Source organism: Shewanella sp. SM95 (assembly GCF_025653595.1).
Lineage (GTDB): Bacteria > Pseudomonadota > Gammaproteobacteria > Enterobacterales > Shewanellaceae > Shewanella > Shewanella oncorhynchi.
This window is the reverse complement of record NZ_JAKKSE010000021.1, coordinates 26,396-41,757: the sequence shown is the minus strand read 5'-3', so window position 1 is coordinate 41,757 and position 15,362 is coordinate 26,396. Positions and strand designations below refer to the sequence as shown.

Genomic DNA, 15,362 nt, shown 5'->3' with positions numbered 1-15,362 from the left:
AAGTGAATTTCGCTCATGTTGTGCTTGAAATCAATTCGGTTGCTGGCATAGAGACTAACACAATAAACTTCTAGACGTCCAGACGCCCATTGTTATTTATCAAGGCTGAAGTGCTGAAAAGTGCCAAGAGAAAACAATCTGGTGGGTGCAAGTGCCGAATGTGGCTTATCTCAAATAAAGGAAGATAGAGTATGCAATTAAATAGTCTTGGGTTTCCCCGTATTGGGCGTCGTCGTGAATTGAAATTTGCCTTAGAAAAATACTGGCGTGGTGAGAGCACTCAAGCGGAATTACGTGAAGTGGCGAGTGAACTTCGCCGTACCCATTGGCAGTGGCAAGCTGCTGCTGGCATTGAGCAAGTTCCCGTAGGTGATTTTGCCTTTTATGATCAAGTGCTGACCTTAAGCGCGACTTTAAATGCCATTCCTGAGCGCCATCGTGGTGAAGGGGCAATCGATCTCGATACTTTATTCCGTGTTGCCCGCGGCAGAGCGCCAACGGGCCAAGATGCGCCAGCCTCTGAAATGACCAAGTATTTCAATACTAACTATCACTATCTGGTACCTGAGCTCAGCCAAAACCAAGAGTTTTCGATTGCCTATGAGCAGTTCTTTGATGAAGTCAGCGAAGCGCAGTCCTTAGGCTATAAAGTAAAACCTGTGCTACTCGGCCCTGTTAGCTACTTGTACCTAGCTAAAACCGTGGGCGAAGAGTTTGATAAGTTAAGCTTATTACCCAATTTATTAACTGCTTATGCTGACATTTTGGCGCGTTTTGCTGCTCAGGGAGTGCAATGGGTACAGCTCGATGAGCCCATTCTCGCATTGGAATTGGATGGCGAATGGCAAGCGGCGATGATTGAGGCGTATCAAGCCCTCAGCACTGCGAAGGTGAAGATCCTTCTTACCAGTTATTACGGCGGTATCGCACACCATCAATCGCTGGTATCGGCCTTGCCGGTCGCGGGGTTGCATGTCGATTTAGTCACAGCGCCGGATCAATTAGCAGTCTTTGCCAATGCGCTTGGTCAAGATCAAATTTTGTCGGCGGGTGTGGTCAATGGTCGCAACGTGTGGGCGGCAGAGGCGGATTTGATTGCCGAACGCATAGGCACGGTTGCCCGTGATCTCGGAGATCGCTTGTGGATCGGTACTTCTTGCTCACTCCTGCACAGCCCTGTGGATTTAGAGGTGGAAGCCACGCTTGAGCCCGCGCTGCGTCAACAACTCGCGTTTGCGAAGCAGAAATTACTCGAACTGGCCAATGTGCGCCAATTGCTACTGGCACCTGAATCGGTCGCGGCAAAAGAGATTGTGCAAACCTGTTTGGCACGCCGTGAGGCGAAAGCGCAGTCTGCAGATAAGCAAGTGATTGCCCGCGTTGCCGCGTTGACATCTGCCGATTATGAGCGCATCAGTGATTTCAGCGTACGCCAAGCAGTGCAGCAGCAGAAATACCGTTTACCTCTGTTGCCGACCACCACCATTGGCTCCTTCCCACAAACACCTGCAATCCGTGGACTACGCAGTCGTTGGCGCAAGGGCGATCTGAGTGATGCACAATATACAGAGCAATTGCAGCAAGTCACCCGCGATACTATCGACCGCCAGCTTAAACTCGGTATCGATGTGTTGGTTCATGGTGAGGCCGAGCGCAACGATATGGTGGAATACTTTGGTGAGCAGCTTGCGGGCGTTGGCTTTACCAAAAATGGTTGGGTGCAAAGTTATGGTTCACGCTGTGTTAAGCCGCCGTTGGTCTATGGTGATGTTAGCCGTCCAAAGGCGATGACGGTTGATTGGGCCGAGTTTGCCCAAAGTCTCACCGACAAGCCTGTAAAAGGCATGCTGACTGGCCCGGTGACGATTCTGCATTGGTCATTCGCCCGTGAAGATATCGGCCGCGATGTGATTGCGACTCAGCTGGCGCTGGCGATTCGTGATGAAGTGGTGGACTTACAAAATGCAGGTATTGGCATTATACAAATCGATGAGCCCGCCTTCCGTGAAGGTCTGCCATTGAAACAAAGTGAGTGGCAAGCCTATTTAGATTGGGCGGTGAATGCCTTTAAACTCAGCGCTGCTGGCGTGACTGATGAGACTCAAATCCACACCCACATGTGTTACAGCGAGTTTAACGACACGATTGCCGCGATTGCCGCCATGGATGCCGATGTGATTACTATCGAGACTTCGCGTTCACGGATGGAGTTACTCAACGCCTTTGAAGATTTTGAATATCCCAATGAAATCGGCCCCGGTGTGTATGACATTCACTCACCAAACACCCCAAGTGTGGAGGCCATGGTGCACTTAATCGAGAAAGCGGCGCAAAAAGTGCCCGTACGTCAGCTGTGGGTCAATCCAGATTGCGGCCTAAAAACCCGTACTTGGGATGAAGTTGAACCCGCACTGAAAAACATGGTCGATGCCACGCGAGAACTACGTCGCCGCCTTGGTTAATATTATGCTTGAGTGAAATATTTTTTTACTGAGTTTATTGAGTTAGTAACAGCGGATGCTTATGCATCCGTTGTTGTTTATTGCTTGCCGATTGACTTAAGCATCTCGCGGTAAGCCTTTTTCGATAATGCGCACCATGCGCTCGGTTTTGCGGCGGGCTTTTTGTTGTTCAGTTGCTGCGCTTTCAGCAAGGCGCGATTGCTGGGCATTAAGCGCCCATTCAATATGCTCACGCACTATCTCATCGATATCTTCGCTGTGATTGCGGGCGTTAAGTGCGGCAATAATCCTTGGGCTTGCGGGAGCGTTACCCAGTGCTACTGCAATATTACGTAGCCAACGTTTATGTCCAATGCGGCGAATGGCGCTGCCTTCAGTTTGTTTAAGGAACTCGGCCTCGCTCCAAGCAAAAAGGCTGAGAAGGTCTGGTTGCTTTAACTGCGGACGAATATGAAAGTCAGTTTCTTCAGTCAGCGGCGCTTGGCGATTGATGGGACACGCGAGTTGGCAATCATCGCAGCCATAGATGCGATTGCCCATGAGTGGCCTAAATTCTTCGGGAATAGCGCCCTGCAGTTCAATGGTGAGATAGGAAATACAGCGTCTGCCATCGACCACATAAGGTTCTACGATTGCACCCGTTGGGCAGGAGGTGATGCAGGCGACACAAGTGTTACAGCCTTCTTGAATGGGAATATCCACAGGTAGAGGCAAATTGATCAGTAGTTCACCTAAAAAGAACCAACTGCCAGCCTCATGGTTGAGTATGAGTGAGTGTTTACCTGTCCAGCCTATACCGGCTTTTTCGGCTAAGGGGCGCTCAAGTACTGGCGCTGAGTCAACAAAGGGGCGAAAGTCAGCTGCATCGAAACCGAGAGCAACTAACTCTGCACTGATTTGATCTCCCAGCTTTTTAAGTCGAGCGCGGATCAACTTGTGATAGTCGCGACCTCCGGCATAACGGGAAATGTAACCTAAGTTGGGATCGGTGAGATTCGTTGCAAAGCCAGCTTCGGGTGGCAAATAGTCCATCCGTACGGAGATCACCCGCACTGTGCCCGGATGCAGTTCTTGCGGGCGAGCGCGCATCATGCCATGGGTGGCCATATAGGCCATTTCGCCATGAAAACCTTTGTCTAGCCATGCTTGGAGTTTGGCTTCTTCAGCGGTTAAATCCGTATCGCAAATGCCAACCTGCGCAAATCCGAGTGCTTTTCCCCACGTTTTAATTTGCAGAGCGAGCCGCGACAGCATGCTGGCATAGGATTGGCTTGGGGTTTGATTGGCTAAAGTTGACATGAATTGATGGCAGCGAGGCTCTTGGCTAGGTGGCAATATGATAGCAGTTTTCACTTATTGAGGACGAGTTTACTCAGAAGGGGGCGTGAGGCGATATTTTCTTTGGGATATTTGTTTATTTGCAGTTGGGATTGAGTCTATGATTAGGTCTAATGTTTATCGTTTGGTATTCGTATGCTGAGTGCGTTTCCCCTTAGGGCGTGTTTTCTTGCGATGAGCTTATTAGGCCTGATGCCTAATCTTGTTTTTGCGGCGCCTGACAAGTTGAAATTGGTGACCGAAGCTTGGCCTCCCATGAGTTACGAGCAAAATGGTGTGCCGCAAGGTTTTGCGGTGGACTTAGTCAATACCTTGCAATCAAGACTGGGTCAGAGTGAAAAAATCGATGTGTTACCTTGGGCTCGGGCGTATTCGATTGCCAATACCTCAGCAAACGTTTTACTTTTTGCTACGTCAATTAATGATGAGCGAGCTGAGCAGTTTGATTTTATCGGTCCTATTGCGACCAGCAAAATTGCATTGTACGCAAGGGCGGCAGATCCCATCGCTCTCGATCAACTTGCTGAACTTCAATCGACAGATATTGTGGGGGTTTATCGGGAATCGGCGGGTGCGCAGTTGCTACAACAAGCGGGCGTGGATAATTTGCTGGTGGCGAGTTTTCCGCAGCAATCGGCGAAGCAGTTGCTGTTTTCTCGAATTCGTTTTTGGTGCCAAGCGGATCTTGCGGTAAAGCAGATACTCGAAGAGGTTGGCGCGAGTGAGACAGATATCCGTCAAGTGTATGTTGTATCGGAGATTAATCTCTATTTAGCTTTTTCTAAAGGGACATCGGCGGCAACCGTTATCAGTTGGCAAACAGAGCTTGAGAAAATGAAAGACTCAGGTGAATTTAGTCGTTTGTATCAGACATGGTTTGGCACTTTGCCACCGCCATTACAACATCAAGTGTTTTGGCATAAGGCCGTTTAATTCTCTCTTAAAGCCTCATTATTGGCTGATTTCACACAATTTCTGCCCGCATTTTTAGCCTCATAAAGAGCATTGTCGGCCCGCTTTAGCAAGGTGGCAAAATCTTTATCTTGATATGCATCTTCCGTATTATTTTGTGGTTCTAAAGTGGCGACACCAGCGCTAACGGTCAATTTGAGTTCTGCTGGTAAATTCTGTGCGCTAAGGCGGCTAATATGGTTCTGCAATTGATGCGCCAGCGCTAACGCACCTGTGGCATCAGTGTTAGGCAATAGGATTAAAAACTCTTCACCACCGATGCGGCCAACGAGGTCTTTATTACCCGATAAGGCTCGGCCTGCATTTGCAATGGTCATAAGGGCGCGATCGCCTAATTCATGGCCGAAGTTATCGTTGATTTTTTTGAAGTGATCCGCATCAAAAATAATCACTGAAAAAGGGCTTTGATGTTTTAAGGCTTGCTGAAAATATTTCGCGGCTTGGGCATAAATATGCCGACGATTAGGGAGTTTGGTAAGGTAATCCGTGAGGGCAATAACTTGCAGTTGGCGATTTCTATGTACTTGTTTATAAGCGAATATAGACACTATCGTCAGGATAAAGCCCGCTAGTAATAGGATAATGTGTTGCAGTGATTTGTTCTTTTCGAGTAGCGCGAGCTCTTGTTCTTTAAGGTTTTGGTTTTCAATCAAGCGTTGATTTTCAGATTCAATCCGACTGGTATCAAACTTGACCTTTAATTCTGTCGTATGATGGGAGAGAGAATTGCCATCGACTTTTTTTGTTAGGGTAACAAATTCTTGCAGCGCTCCGTAGGCGGCAGATAAATCATTCATCGCCACATATATGTTACTTTTAAGCTGCAGCAGTTGAGTGAGTCCCCGATTATTCTGCAGAGTGCGAAAGGCTTTTTCCCCTTGCTCAAGTTCGATAAGCGCCTCTTTATAGTGAGCTTGTTGAAACTTTATATCGGCCATAAATAGCTTCATGAAGCTGTAATCGGTCAGATCTTTTTCATTAATAACAGTATCGGCTTCGATTAAATACTTTTCGGCTTCTGTCAGACGATTGAGTTTGATTAAGCTGTAGGCAATATTCGTTGCCATAGTTGCTGCCACTTTTTCCTGCTGATGTTCCTTGAAGTATTGATAACTTACTAAGAAATTATCTACGGCCTGTTGATGTTCACCGAGTTCATCTAAGGCAAGGCCAATGTCCGAGTTGACATACATTGCCTGTTCTTGGTTATTGTTTTTTAGATAGAGAGCTTTGAGTTTGGTGTAATAGCGGATTGCACTTTGGGGATCGCCATAACGTCTAAAACTGGTAGCAACATCGGCAAGGTTAATGTTAGCCCAACCGCTTAAATTGAGTGATTCATAGAGATCTTGCGCAGTGACGAGATCGTCTAATGCTGCAGAAAAATCGCCAATATAAGAGTAAAGTGCGCCGCGAATGCTGCGCGAGTCGGCGATTAGCTTAAGGTCTTCATGCTCATAGGCACGTTTAACACTGAGATTATAGCCTTCCATCGCGCCATCCATGTCACCACTTAATTGCAGAAACCAAGAGCGGCAGAGCGTGAGGTCGGTAATGAAATGGGGGGAGGCGGTTGGCGGAATATTGCTCAGTGCTTGGTTAGTATTTTTAAGTGCCAGTGCAATAGCTGTGTCGTTTTCTGTATTCTGATCCCAGCATTTAAGCAGTTGCAGCTTTTCATGACGGGTGACATCGTCAGTCGAAATTAGTTTGCTTAATAACACTAGATTGCTTTCGATTTCTTCACGGGTCATAGGGACGCCGCTTTCAAATCTTGCAAATATTTTATCAACCTGAGTCTTTTCTTCTGCCATAGCGTTGCTGAGCGGCAGTAGAAGCAGCAATAAGGAGAATGATAAATACCTAAGTTGATGTAGCAAAAAAGATTCCTGTTCGAATTAAAATCAATAGCTAATTATTAGCTTAGCATAACTTGTTTGTTCATTTTTAATATAGATGTATAGCAATTTTGCATTCGGTTAATGATCAAGGTATAAACTCCGCCTTGGTTATTATCCCACAAAGGAATCACCCTTGAAGAAATTACTCTGTGCTGCATTATTCATGATGAGCGGCACTAGCTGGGCAGGCTCAGATTTAGAAACCTCTGGCGATGTATTACATTTATTATTACCCGCTACTGCGATGGGCGCGACCTTGTTTTATGAAGAGGGTTATGACGGTAGTTGGCAGTTAATTCAGGCAGCGGTGTCGAGTCGGTTAATTGTTGAAGGTCTTAAGTATGGTGTGAGTAAAGACAGGCCAGACGATAGTGGCGATGATTCGTTTCCATCGGGTCATACCTCTGACAGCTTTATGGCGGCGACGTTTATTCAGCAGCGCTATGGTTGGCAATATGGTTTACCTGCCTATGTTGCCGCATCTTATGTGGGCTACACTCGAGTGGCGAGCGACCAGCATTACCTCGAGGATGTGTTAGCTGGCGCGGCGATTGGAGCGCTGGCGGGGTGGTATTTTACTCAACCCTATGAGGGGATTACAGTTACGCCGATTGCGGGTAACGGCGTTTATGGTTTATATGTGAGTGGCCAGTTTTAACTCTATTTTTGGGATGCGAATCGAGATTTTTATGAGCGAATTATCAGCTATTTACCGTGAAACTGCCGAGCAGATTTCTTACAATGTTGCGAATAAAGTGTTACCAATGGCGAAATTACCGGGTGACTTATTAGCAGCGTACCAAGGTTTGTGTGCCGAACTGTTGGAAGACAGGGAAGGTAAATTTAGCCAAGCTTGGGCATCTTTACCTGCCAGTGCGCGTAATCTAATGGAACAAGCCGCATTCCACGGTTTCTATATCGCGAATGCTTGGTTGCAATTGAGTCGTGTCGCCCAAGAAATTTCTGAGCAAGCCGATACCGATAGTGCAATCCAAGAGCAAGAATATAATGGCATTTTTACGCGCTTAGCCGATGAATCGCTCAAAGAAAGCCTACGTAAGTTGAAGAAGGCGCGTACCGATCGTGCTTTGCTCAATAGCTTTAAACAGGTGATGGCACCTTAGTGTTCTATTGAAATGAAAAAGCCCGTTACTGCAAAGTAACGGGCTTTTTGCTGGCTAGCACAAACGCTCAACTAAGCTGCTTTACTGCGACTTGGGTCGCGGCAACGCTATGCTTAGAACGAAGTGCGTTTGTAGCGGCGATATTCTGGACTCCAGAAATTGCCTTCAATCGACTGCTGTAAGATCTCATCGCTCATTGGCAGTGTTAACCCTTGTTCAACTGCGACTTTACCTACTGCGAAAGCAATATGCTTACTCACCGCATGGATATCTTCGAGTTTAGGCAGTAGTGGACCTGTACCATCGATTGCCAGTGGCGAACATTCGGCAAGTGCGCGACTTGAAGCCATCAACATGGCATCGGATACATGACGTGCGCCTGAAGCTAATACGCCTAAGCCAATACCTGGGAAGATAAAGCTGTTGTTGCACTGGGCAATTTCATAGGTTTCACTATCGACAACCACAGGCTCGAACGGGCTGCCCGTAGCGACGAGTGCTTGACCTGAGGTCCAATGCAAAATGTCCTTCGGTGTCGCTTCTACGCGGCTGGTGGGGTTCGACATAGGGAAAATAATCGGGCGAGCACAATGGCTGTGCATAGCACGGATAATTTCTTCGGTGAAGAGACCCGGAACGCCAGATACCCCAATCAGCACTGTCGGCTTGGCGTTGTTAACCACATCGAGCAGTGAAATATTGTCGCTGAAATTGCTCCAGTTTTGGATGTTGGTGCATTTCTGCGCTAATTTTTGCTGGAATGGCAACAGGTTAGGCATGTTGTCGAGCAATAAGCCCCAACGGTCAACCATACACACTTGAGTGCGAGCTTGCTCGTCGCTGATCCCTTCAGACACCATTTGTGCCACGATAGCTTCGGCAATACCGCAACCGGCACTACCAGCACCAAGGAAGGCGATACGTTGTTGATTCAATTCAGTGCCCGCAGCCTTACACGCGGCGAGCAAGCAACCAACGGCAACCGCAGCAGTACCTTGAATATCATCGTTAAAGCAGCAATAGCGATCCTTATAACGCTCTAGGATCGGCATGGCATTCTTTTGGGCAAAGTCTTCGAACTGAATTAAAGTGTCTGGCCAACGCACATGTACAGCTTGCATAAAGGCTTCGATAAACTCGGCATATTCTTCGCCACCGATGCGTGGATGGCGCCAACCCATATACATAGGATCTTCTAACAACTGCGGATTATCTGTGCCTACATCTAAGGTAATTGGCAGGGTATAAGCCGGACTGATACCGCCACAGCTAGTGTAGAGTGACAGCTTACCGATAGGGATCCCCATGCCGCCAATACCTTGATCGCCAAGGCCTAAAATACGTTCACCATCAGTGACTACTATGATTTTAACTTTTTGACGAGTCGAGTTATTGAGGATGTCATCGATCCTATCTTTGTTTGGATAGGAGATAAACAAACCACGGTTGCGGCGATAGTTTTTCGAGAAACGTTCACAAGCTAAACCTACCGTCGGCGTATAGATGATGGGCATCATCTCGCTGATGTTATTTTGCACTAAACGATAAAATAAGGTCTCGTTTGTGTCTTGGATATTACGTAGGTAAATATGCTTGTCTAAGTCGTTATTGAAACTTCTAAATTGATCGTAGGCGCGAGAAGCCTGCTCCTCAATCGTTTCAATGGCATAGGGGACTAAGCCTTCGAGGTTAAAGAAAATACGCTCTTCTTCAGAAAATGCACTGCCCTTGTTAATCAGTGGGGCTTCAAGAATGGCAGGTCCTGCAAACGGAAGATAGAGGGGGCGTTTATTATCGTCCATGGGTAACCTTTTGAGTTATTGTTTAAGTGGTCAATACGTGCTGTAAGTCACGTAAGGTTATCATGAAATGTGATCTTTGTTGTCCGTGGAACGAGGTATTTGTGGTTTTTTTTGCAGCAGTAAAAAAGTCAGCTGTTTTAAACAGGATTTCTGAGGTTGTTGAGATGGAATTGTTAAGGTCTTGTTTATATCCAAACAAGCTCAGGTGTAGATAAAAACGGATATAAAAAAACGCAGCCTAAGCTGCGTTGATCTTATAAGCTATGGCTTAGCGTTATACGCCGCGATACTTAAGTGATAAGCCGCGGATAAAGTTACGCAGTATTTGATCGCCACACTCTTTAAAATTCTTGTGGTCTGGATTGCGGAACAGGGCGCTTAGCTCTGATTTTGACATTTGCACTTCGGCTAAAGCCAAAGCTGCTACTATGTCTTCTTCACGCATTTCGAGGGCAACTCTCAGCTTTTTAAAGATGAGGTTGTTGTTTAAACGTGAAACGGGCGCTGGAATTTCTGCACCTTCACGTAGACCGCGCTTTTCTATGATAAGACCATCTAAAAACTGACATAAGGTCGTGTCGTTACAAGCTTTATAACCTTCTTCCTCTTCTTTACGTAGAAGATCAATCATCTCTTCGACAGGCACTTCTCTTCCAGCTTTAGCAAAAATTTTAATCATTTTTGCATTGCTAAAATCAAACACGAAGCGCAAACGGCGCAAAATATCATTATTAATCATGGTCATCTCTTGGCGCGGCTGCGCTGTCTGGTTTAAGAGCCCGCATTATATACCCAAACCACCTTAATTGCAGAATTCAGCGGGAATTTAATGGCAGTTAGTTAAGGCCATTTATTGCTCCGGCATAAACATTCTGGCAATTAACCTTTAATGATGTTGTACCAATAGATAAACAGTGCCGCGAAAATCAGTAGATAAATTAGGCCAAACCAAGAGAGTAGTTTCATCTTAGTCCCATATCTGTCTGCCTCGGGAAGCTGTTTGCTGGTCATTAAGCGGTAATTTAACCAAGCAAAAATGACTGTGGTCATAAAGGCCAAAATCATCACAAACTCGAGTAACGGTAAGAGTGCACCTTTAAAGAAGAGGATCAGTAACAAGCCTAAGGCACTGATGGCGAGCATGATCCCTGTGAGGCGTTTGTCTGAACTGGTCTTTGAGGTGAGTAACTGCCAGCCCATATCTAAGGTACGGCTATAGCCATCAATCACTGTTACTGTTGTGCTGAAAATACACAGAAATGCAACAATACCAATAAGATAACGACTCTCGCCGCCCATGACTTGACTATAAAGGTTGATTAATTGATTAGCAAATTGTGCGCCCGAATCGGAAAAGTGCTCACCGCTGCCGTGCATCACTAAGGCGCCCAAGGACAAAAACACGATCGCGAGGATCGCAGTGATGATGTAGCCTAAGTTAAAGTCGAGCAGTGCCTGCGCTTTCGTGACCGTCTGGCTTTTTTGTTTTTCGAGCAACCAGAGAGAATTCCAAGCGCTGACTTCAATCGGTGCTGGCATCCAACCCATCATGGCGACCAGAAATCCCACATGGGCCCACTGCCAAGGTGAAGGAGAGACAAAATTGCTCGCTAATGGTTGAGCGTGATCCCAAGCTAAGGCCACGGCAATTAATGTGGTTAAGGTTAGGGCGAACATGATGATCTTAGTGAGTCTATCAAGGAGTTGATAATGGCCTAAAATCAGTAAAGCCAATGAACTCAGCAATACCAGCAGGGCTAACCAATCGATGGGCAGCGGAATAAATTGGGTCAACATAGCGGCGGTTAACATGCACACCCCTGCTGTACTGGCAATGGCGGCGATCACATTGAGCCCAGTAAACAGCAGTAAGTAACCTCGGCCCTGTTTTTGGTAGCCGTGCAGTAGACTCTCCCCTGTGGCAGCTGTGTAGCGTGCGCCAGCAGCAAAGAAGGGATACTTAAGTAAATTCACCCCAAGAATAACCCAAGCCAGTTGCCAACCAAATTCGGCGCCCGCCCGAGTCGAGGCGACTAAATGGGATGCGCCAATCGCCGCTGCGGCCATAAGAACACCTGGGCCCATGGCTTTAATGCCGAGAGTTAGGTGTGTCATCCAAGAGGATGAAGGAGAAGTTACTGAAGATTCTGTCATGTCGTTATTAAAAATGCCTGTTGAAAATTAATCTGGGGAATCGAACACTCCCTCATGCTAAGACTGCGCTCATGCTAAGGCTGCGCTCATGTTAAAGCCGCGCTAACGCTAAGTGAGTGGCTCAACATTAAAGGTAAAGTGATTGAACTAAAAGTCGTTTTATTCAATTTATCTGTTTAATTTTTGGCTGAGTAAAGTTTCAATGCGTTTTAAGCTTGCAGCCATTTCGACTACGATTTGTAACAGCGTATTATCTGGCTGTGCCGATGGGCTTATTGGGTGCAAGGGTTGGGTAAGCCGTTCTTTTTGTTCTAATACGCGGGCTCTAAATCGAGGCGCATCGACTATGCCGACTAAGCTTATCAATGCGCCTGCGCCCGATTGCCCTGCGGTTTCTACCGTGAGTTTATGCAGACCAAATAGGCGCATAATTGGGCCTTGGATCAATGCCATATCGGTAATTTTGTCCAAAGGCACTGTGTTTTCAGTACGAGTTAATATGCCCCTCCTGACAATAAGTTTATTGCTGGTGAGCTGCGCACTCATATTGCGAATATAGCGGCGAGTCCCCCACAGCCCGATTGGAAACCAAAGTAATAACAAGGGAATACCTATTATGCTTAGGCTGAAATAGGCGGCGCCTGAAAGCAACCAATACCAACCTAAATGGGTTTCAAACTCTGCTTGATAAATAATCTTGTCTTCCATCTTTCTTCCTTAAATTTTGATATTCAAATACTGCGACTTGTCTTGTAGGTTGAATTTTTAGTGCCTAGACGTTCTTTGATTCTCGTATGAGGAAAATACACCGTCTCAAATGTAACAAAAGTTTAACTTTTATTTCTCTGCCATTGACTTTGGTTTGTAACTCATTACCTTGTGTATTGTTAATTTAGAGTTTTCTTATTGCTAAAATAATTTTAATGAGATAAATAAAACAAGGGAAATGTATGAACAGACCTCAGATTCTACCCAGTGCTTGTGCAATCGCAATTGCTATGGCATGTGCGCCAACAGTGGCCCATGCTGCCGATAAAGGTGCAGAAAAAGTTGAACGTATTGAAGTAACGGGTTCCCGTATTAAACGTACCGATATTGAAGGCCCTTCCCCTATTCAATCGATCAGTAAAGACGATATTGCCAATATGGGATTTGATAACCTGCAGCAATTACTTGAACGCATGCCTGCCAATGGTGCTGGCGCGTTTTCTACCCGAGGTAACAGCCAAGATTCAACCGCCAACGGCGGCGCATCTATCAGTCTACGTGGTTTAGGCCCAGACGCGACCTTAGTGTTAATTAATGGTCGTCGTGTTGCGGCGAGTGCTTTTGCCGAAGGTATCACTAATTCCTTTGTTGATATCAATAATATTCCGGTATCAGCTATTGAACGTATCGACATACTGAAGGACGGTGCATCGGCTATTTATGGTTCTGATGCGATCGCGGGTGTGGTTAACATAGTTCTGAAAAAAGACATTGAAGGCATTGAGGTCAATCTTGGCTACGGTGATGCTTCAGGCACTGGCTACGATGAAACTACTGCGAATATGGTGTGGGGGATGAAGTCCGATAAGGGCAGTGCCTCTATCATTCTCGACTATTTTAAAAATGATACTTTAGCGGCAACGGATTTAGGCCGTTTTGGAACTGCAGATCAGAGTCCTTACGGCGGTGAAGATTCGCGTTCTTCCCGTGGTTTTCCTGGGTATTTTTATGTGGATGGGGTGCCGACAGTTGACCCAGCTTGCCCTGCCGATCGCAATATAGACGGTGAAGTTTGTGTCTTTGATTATGGTCCGTATAACCTTGTTGTGCCTGCTGCTGAACGTGTGGGTGCTATTGGTCAATTCGAATATCACTTTAATGATGATTTAACCGCTTTCCTCGAGTTAGCTGCCCAGCACAACACATCGGAAGCGGGCGGTGCGCCGACGCCACTTGATGAGAAAGCTGGCTTAACCGTACCTGGAACTCATCCAAATAACCCGTGGGGGAAAGATATTGAAATCGGTCGTTTCCGCACCGTTGATGCGGGTGCGCGTCGTTGGGATATTGAATCTGATACTCTACGTTTAGTCGCAGGTTTACGCGGTGTAGTTAAAGACTGGGACTGGGAAGCTACGGTGCAAAAGGGGCGCAGTGAGTCAACTCAAACGGGTGACCGCAGCCAAGGTTGGGTAAGAACAGATTATTTGCAACGTGAAATTGATGCGGGTCGTTACAATCCTTTCGGTGGCACCATGAACTCCCAAGATGTCATTGATGATATTACCACCAGTCTAGTGCGCCAAGGTCTGTCAACCATGACTTCCTATGCGGCGAATATCTCAGGTCAAGCATTTACCCTTGCTGATCGCGATATCATGATGGCGGCTGGAGTTGAATATCGTGAAGAAGCCATCAGCGACGAGCCGGATGAGCAATTTCAACGTGGATTGATTTTTGGTACCGAAGCTGTGTCAGCTAAGGGCGATCGCGATCAATGGGCGGCGTATACTGAATTTTCCATCCCTGTAACGGATAACTTCGAGCTGCAACTTGCGGGTCGATATGATCACTACAGTGATTTTGGTTCAACCACTAATCCTAAGATTGCTTTCCAATGGGGTATTAGTGATGAGATAACGGCGCGTGCCTCTTGGTCTACTGGGTTCCGTGCGCCTTCATTAGCGCAAATTGGTTTGGGTCCATCTGAAGAAAGTAGCTTCCTAATTGATAAATATCGCTGCGCAGCCGACGGTCAAGGTTGTACCTTGTCTGATGAAACGACTGAGTTTGCAGGTAACCCAAAGTTAAAGGCCGAGGAGTCAGAGACTTGGAATATCGGCATGATATGGGCGCCAAGCCAGAAGTTCGATATTGGTTTCGATATCTACAGCATCACTCAAGATAATAAGATTGATAAGTTGTTACTGCAGGATATTTATGACGCTAATTGTAACGATCAGAACAGCACTGTGTGTGTGCGCCTAGCACCTCAAGCTGGTCAAACATTTGGCGCACTAGATGTGATCCGCTCAAGCTTTGTTAACTTAGGTTCGCAAGAAGTTCAGGGTATGGATGTGTCGACCCATTATGGATTCGAACTCGATAGTTATGGCGACCTTAAGTTCGGTCTTGAATGGAGTTATCTGCATAACTTTGAAAAAGATGATACTCATCAAGTGGTCGATTATACCGGAGAGTATAAGTATCCGAAGAATCGTTGGTTAGCGACAACCAACTGGACTATGGATAACTTTGCCGCCAATTTAAATTTGAGTTATATCGGTGAGTTTGAAGATTTCAACAAAACTCGTACAATTGATGCTCAAATTTTAGTCGACATGTCAGGTACTTATCGCTTCAATGAGATGTTCAAGCTGACACTAGGCGTGAACAACGTATTTGACGAAGAACCACCATTCGCTATCGGTGATGGTGATACCGACCTCTACGGTTACGTGACATCAGTACATAATCCAATGGGTCGCTACATTTACACTAAACTCTCAATGAACTTCTAATATTAAGCCTACGAGTTTTATAGCTCAGTGCTTTATATCAAAGTGTAGTGAAATCGAAACGGCGCATTAAGCGCCGTTTTTTATGGGCAGATTTGCACTA

General features: G+C 46.3%; 11 protein-coding genes. 5 read left to right on the top strand and 6 right to left on the bottom strand.

What is annotated here, in order from left to right:
• The first annotated feature begins 191 nt into the window (after positions 1 to 191).
• Positions 192 to 2,462 carry a 5-methyltetrahydropteroyltriglutamate--homocysteine S-methyltransferase gene (gene metE / locus L5M29_RS18835; protein ID WP_263169436.1) on the top strand — a complete coding sequence of 757 codons (2,271 nt, stop codon included), beginning with the start codon at positions 192 to 194 and terminating at the stop codon, positions 2,460 to 2,462.
• 96 nt (positions 2,463 to 2,558) lie between these two features.
• Here metE and queG read toward each other — a convergent pair whose 3' ends face one another.
• Positions 2,559 to 3,761 carry a tRNA epoxyqueuosine(34) reductase QueG gene (gene queG / locus L5M29_RS18830; RefSeq protein ID WP_263169435.1) on the bottom strand — a complete coding sequence of 401 codons (1,203 nt, stop codon included), beginning with the start codon at positions 3,759 to 3,761 and terminating at the stop codon, positions 2,559 to 2,561.
• A 174-nt stretch (positions 3,762 to 3,935) separates the two neighbouring features.
• Here queG and L5M29_RS18825 point away from each other — a divergent pair, with 174 nt between their 5' ends.
• On the top strand, positions 3,936 to 4,733 hold the full coding sequence (locus tag L5M29_RS18825; RefSeq protein WP_263169433.1) for a substrate-binding periplasmic protein: 798 nt from the start codon (positions 3,936 to 3,938) through the stop codon (positions 4,731 to 4,733).
• On the opposite strand, the gene L5M29_RS18820 is transcribed toward L5M29_RS18825, so the two are convergent.
• On the bottom strand, positions 4,730 to 6,586 hold the full coding sequence (locus tag L5M29_RS18820) for a diguanylate cyclase (protein ID WP_411569048.1): 1,857 nt from the start codon (positions 6,584 to 6,586) through the stop codon (positions 4,730 to 4,732). The genes L5M29_RS18825 and L5M29_RS18820 overlap by 4 nt on opposite strands.
• 220 nt (positions 6,587 to 6,806) lie before the next feature.
• Between L5M29_RS18820 and L5M29_RS18815 the strand changes: the two genes are divergently transcribed.
• Together L5M29_RS18815 and L5M29_RS18810 are read left to right on the top strand one after the other, a co-directional pair.
• Positions 6,807 to 7,331, top strand: coding sequence for a phosphatase PAP2 family protein (locus L5M29_RS18815; RefSeq protein WP_113939058.1), 525 nt, complete (start codon positions 6,807 to 6,809; stop codon positions 7,329 to 7,331).
• Between the two features lie 31 nt (positions 7,332 to 7,362).
• On the top strand, positions 7,363 to 7,797 hold the full coding sequence (locus L5M29_RS18810; RefSeq protein ID WP_263169429.1) for a DUF3069 domain-containing protein: 435 nt from the start codon (positions 7,363 to 7,365) through the stop codon (positions 7,795 to 7,797).
• A 113-nt stretch (positions 7,798 to 7,910) separates the two neighbouring features.
• On the opposite strand, the gene L5M29_RS18805 is transcribed toward L5M29_RS18810, so the two are convergent.
• From L5M29_RS18805 to L5M29_RS18790, 4 genes are all read right to left on the bottom strand, one after another.
• Complete coding sequence (locus L5M29_RS18805) at positions 7,911 to 9,599, bottom strand: NAD-dependent malic enzyme (protein ID WP_263169425.1); 1,689 nt, start codon at positions 9,597 to 9,599, stop codon at positions 7,911 to 7,913.
• A gap of 274 nt (positions 9,600 to 9,873) precedes the next feature.
• Entirely contained in the window at positions 9,874 to 10,338 is a 465-nt protein-coding gene (locus L5M29_RS18800; RefSeq protein WP_168824742.1) for a DUF1456 family protein, read from the bottom strand.
• Between the two features lie 140 nt (positions 10,339 to 10,478).
• Entirely contained in the window at positions 10,479 to 11,753 is a 1,275-nt protein-coding gene (locus L5M29_RS18795; protein WP_263169423.1) for an Nramp family divalent metal transporter, read from the bottom strand.
• A 168-nt stretch (positions 11,754 to 11,921) separates the two neighbouring features.
• The gene (locus L5M29_RS18790; protein WP_263169422.1) at positions 11,922 to 12,461 is read right to left on the bottom strand and encodes a PH domain-containing protein; all 540 of its coding nucleotides are present in this window, start codon (positions 12,459 to 12,461) and stop codon (positions 11,922 to 11,924) included.
• Between the two features lie 242 nt (positions 12,462 to 12,703).
• On the opposite strand from L5M29_RS18790, the gene L5M29_RS18785 reads away from it, so the two are divergent.
• A complete protein-coding gene (locus L5M29_RS18785; RefSeq protein ID WP_263169420.1) occupies positions 12,704 to 15,262 on the top strand; it encodes a TonB-dependent receptor in 2,559 nt (852 codons plus the stop codon).
• The last annotated feature ends 100 nt before the right edge of the window (positions 15,263 to 15,362 follow it).

Excerpts from the sequence above, each read along its gene's own strand:
- L5M29_RS18790 (WP_263169422.1), bottom strand. The coding sequence starts at position 12,461 with ATGGAAGACAAGATTATTTATCAAGCAGAGTTTGAAACCCATTTAGGT.
- L5M29_RS18800 (WP_168824742.1), bottom strand. The coding sequence starts at position 10,338 with ATGATTAATAATGATATTTTGCGCCGTTTGCGCTTCGTGTTTGATTTT.
- L5M29_RS18825 (WP_263169433.1), top strand. The coding sequence starts at position 3,936 with ATGCTGAGTGCGTTTCCCCTTAGGGCGTGTTTTCTTGCGATGAGCTTA.
- L5M29_RS18785 (WP_263169420.1), top strand. The coding sequence starts at position 12,704 with ATGAACAGACCTCAGATTCTACCCAGTGCTTGTGCAATCGCAATTGCT.
- L5M29_RS18820 (WP_411569048.1), bottom strand. The coding sequence starts at position 6,586 with ATGGCAGAAGAAAAGACTCAGGTTGATAAAATATTTGCAAGATTTGAA.
- metE (WP_263169436.1), top strand. The coding sequence starts at position 192 with ATGCAATTAAATAGTCTTGGGTTTCCCCGTATTGGGCGTCGTCGTGAA.
- queG (WP_263169435.1), bottom strand. The coding sequence starts at position 3,761 with ATGTCAACTTTAGCCAATCAAACCCCAAGCCAATCCTATGCCAGCATG.
- L5M29_RS18805 (WP_263169425.1), bottom strand. The coding sequence starts at position 9,599 with ATGGACGATAATAAACGCCCCCTCTATCTTCCGTTTGCAGGACCTGCC.
- L5M29_RS18810 (WP_263169429.1), top strand. The coding sequence starts at position 7,363 with ATGAGCGAATTATCAGCTATTTACCGTGAAACTGCCGAGCAGATTTCT.
- L5M29_RS18795 (WP_263169423.1), bottom strand. The coding sequence starts at position 11,753 with ATGACAGAATCTTCAGTAACTTCTCCTTCATCCTCTTGGATGACACAC.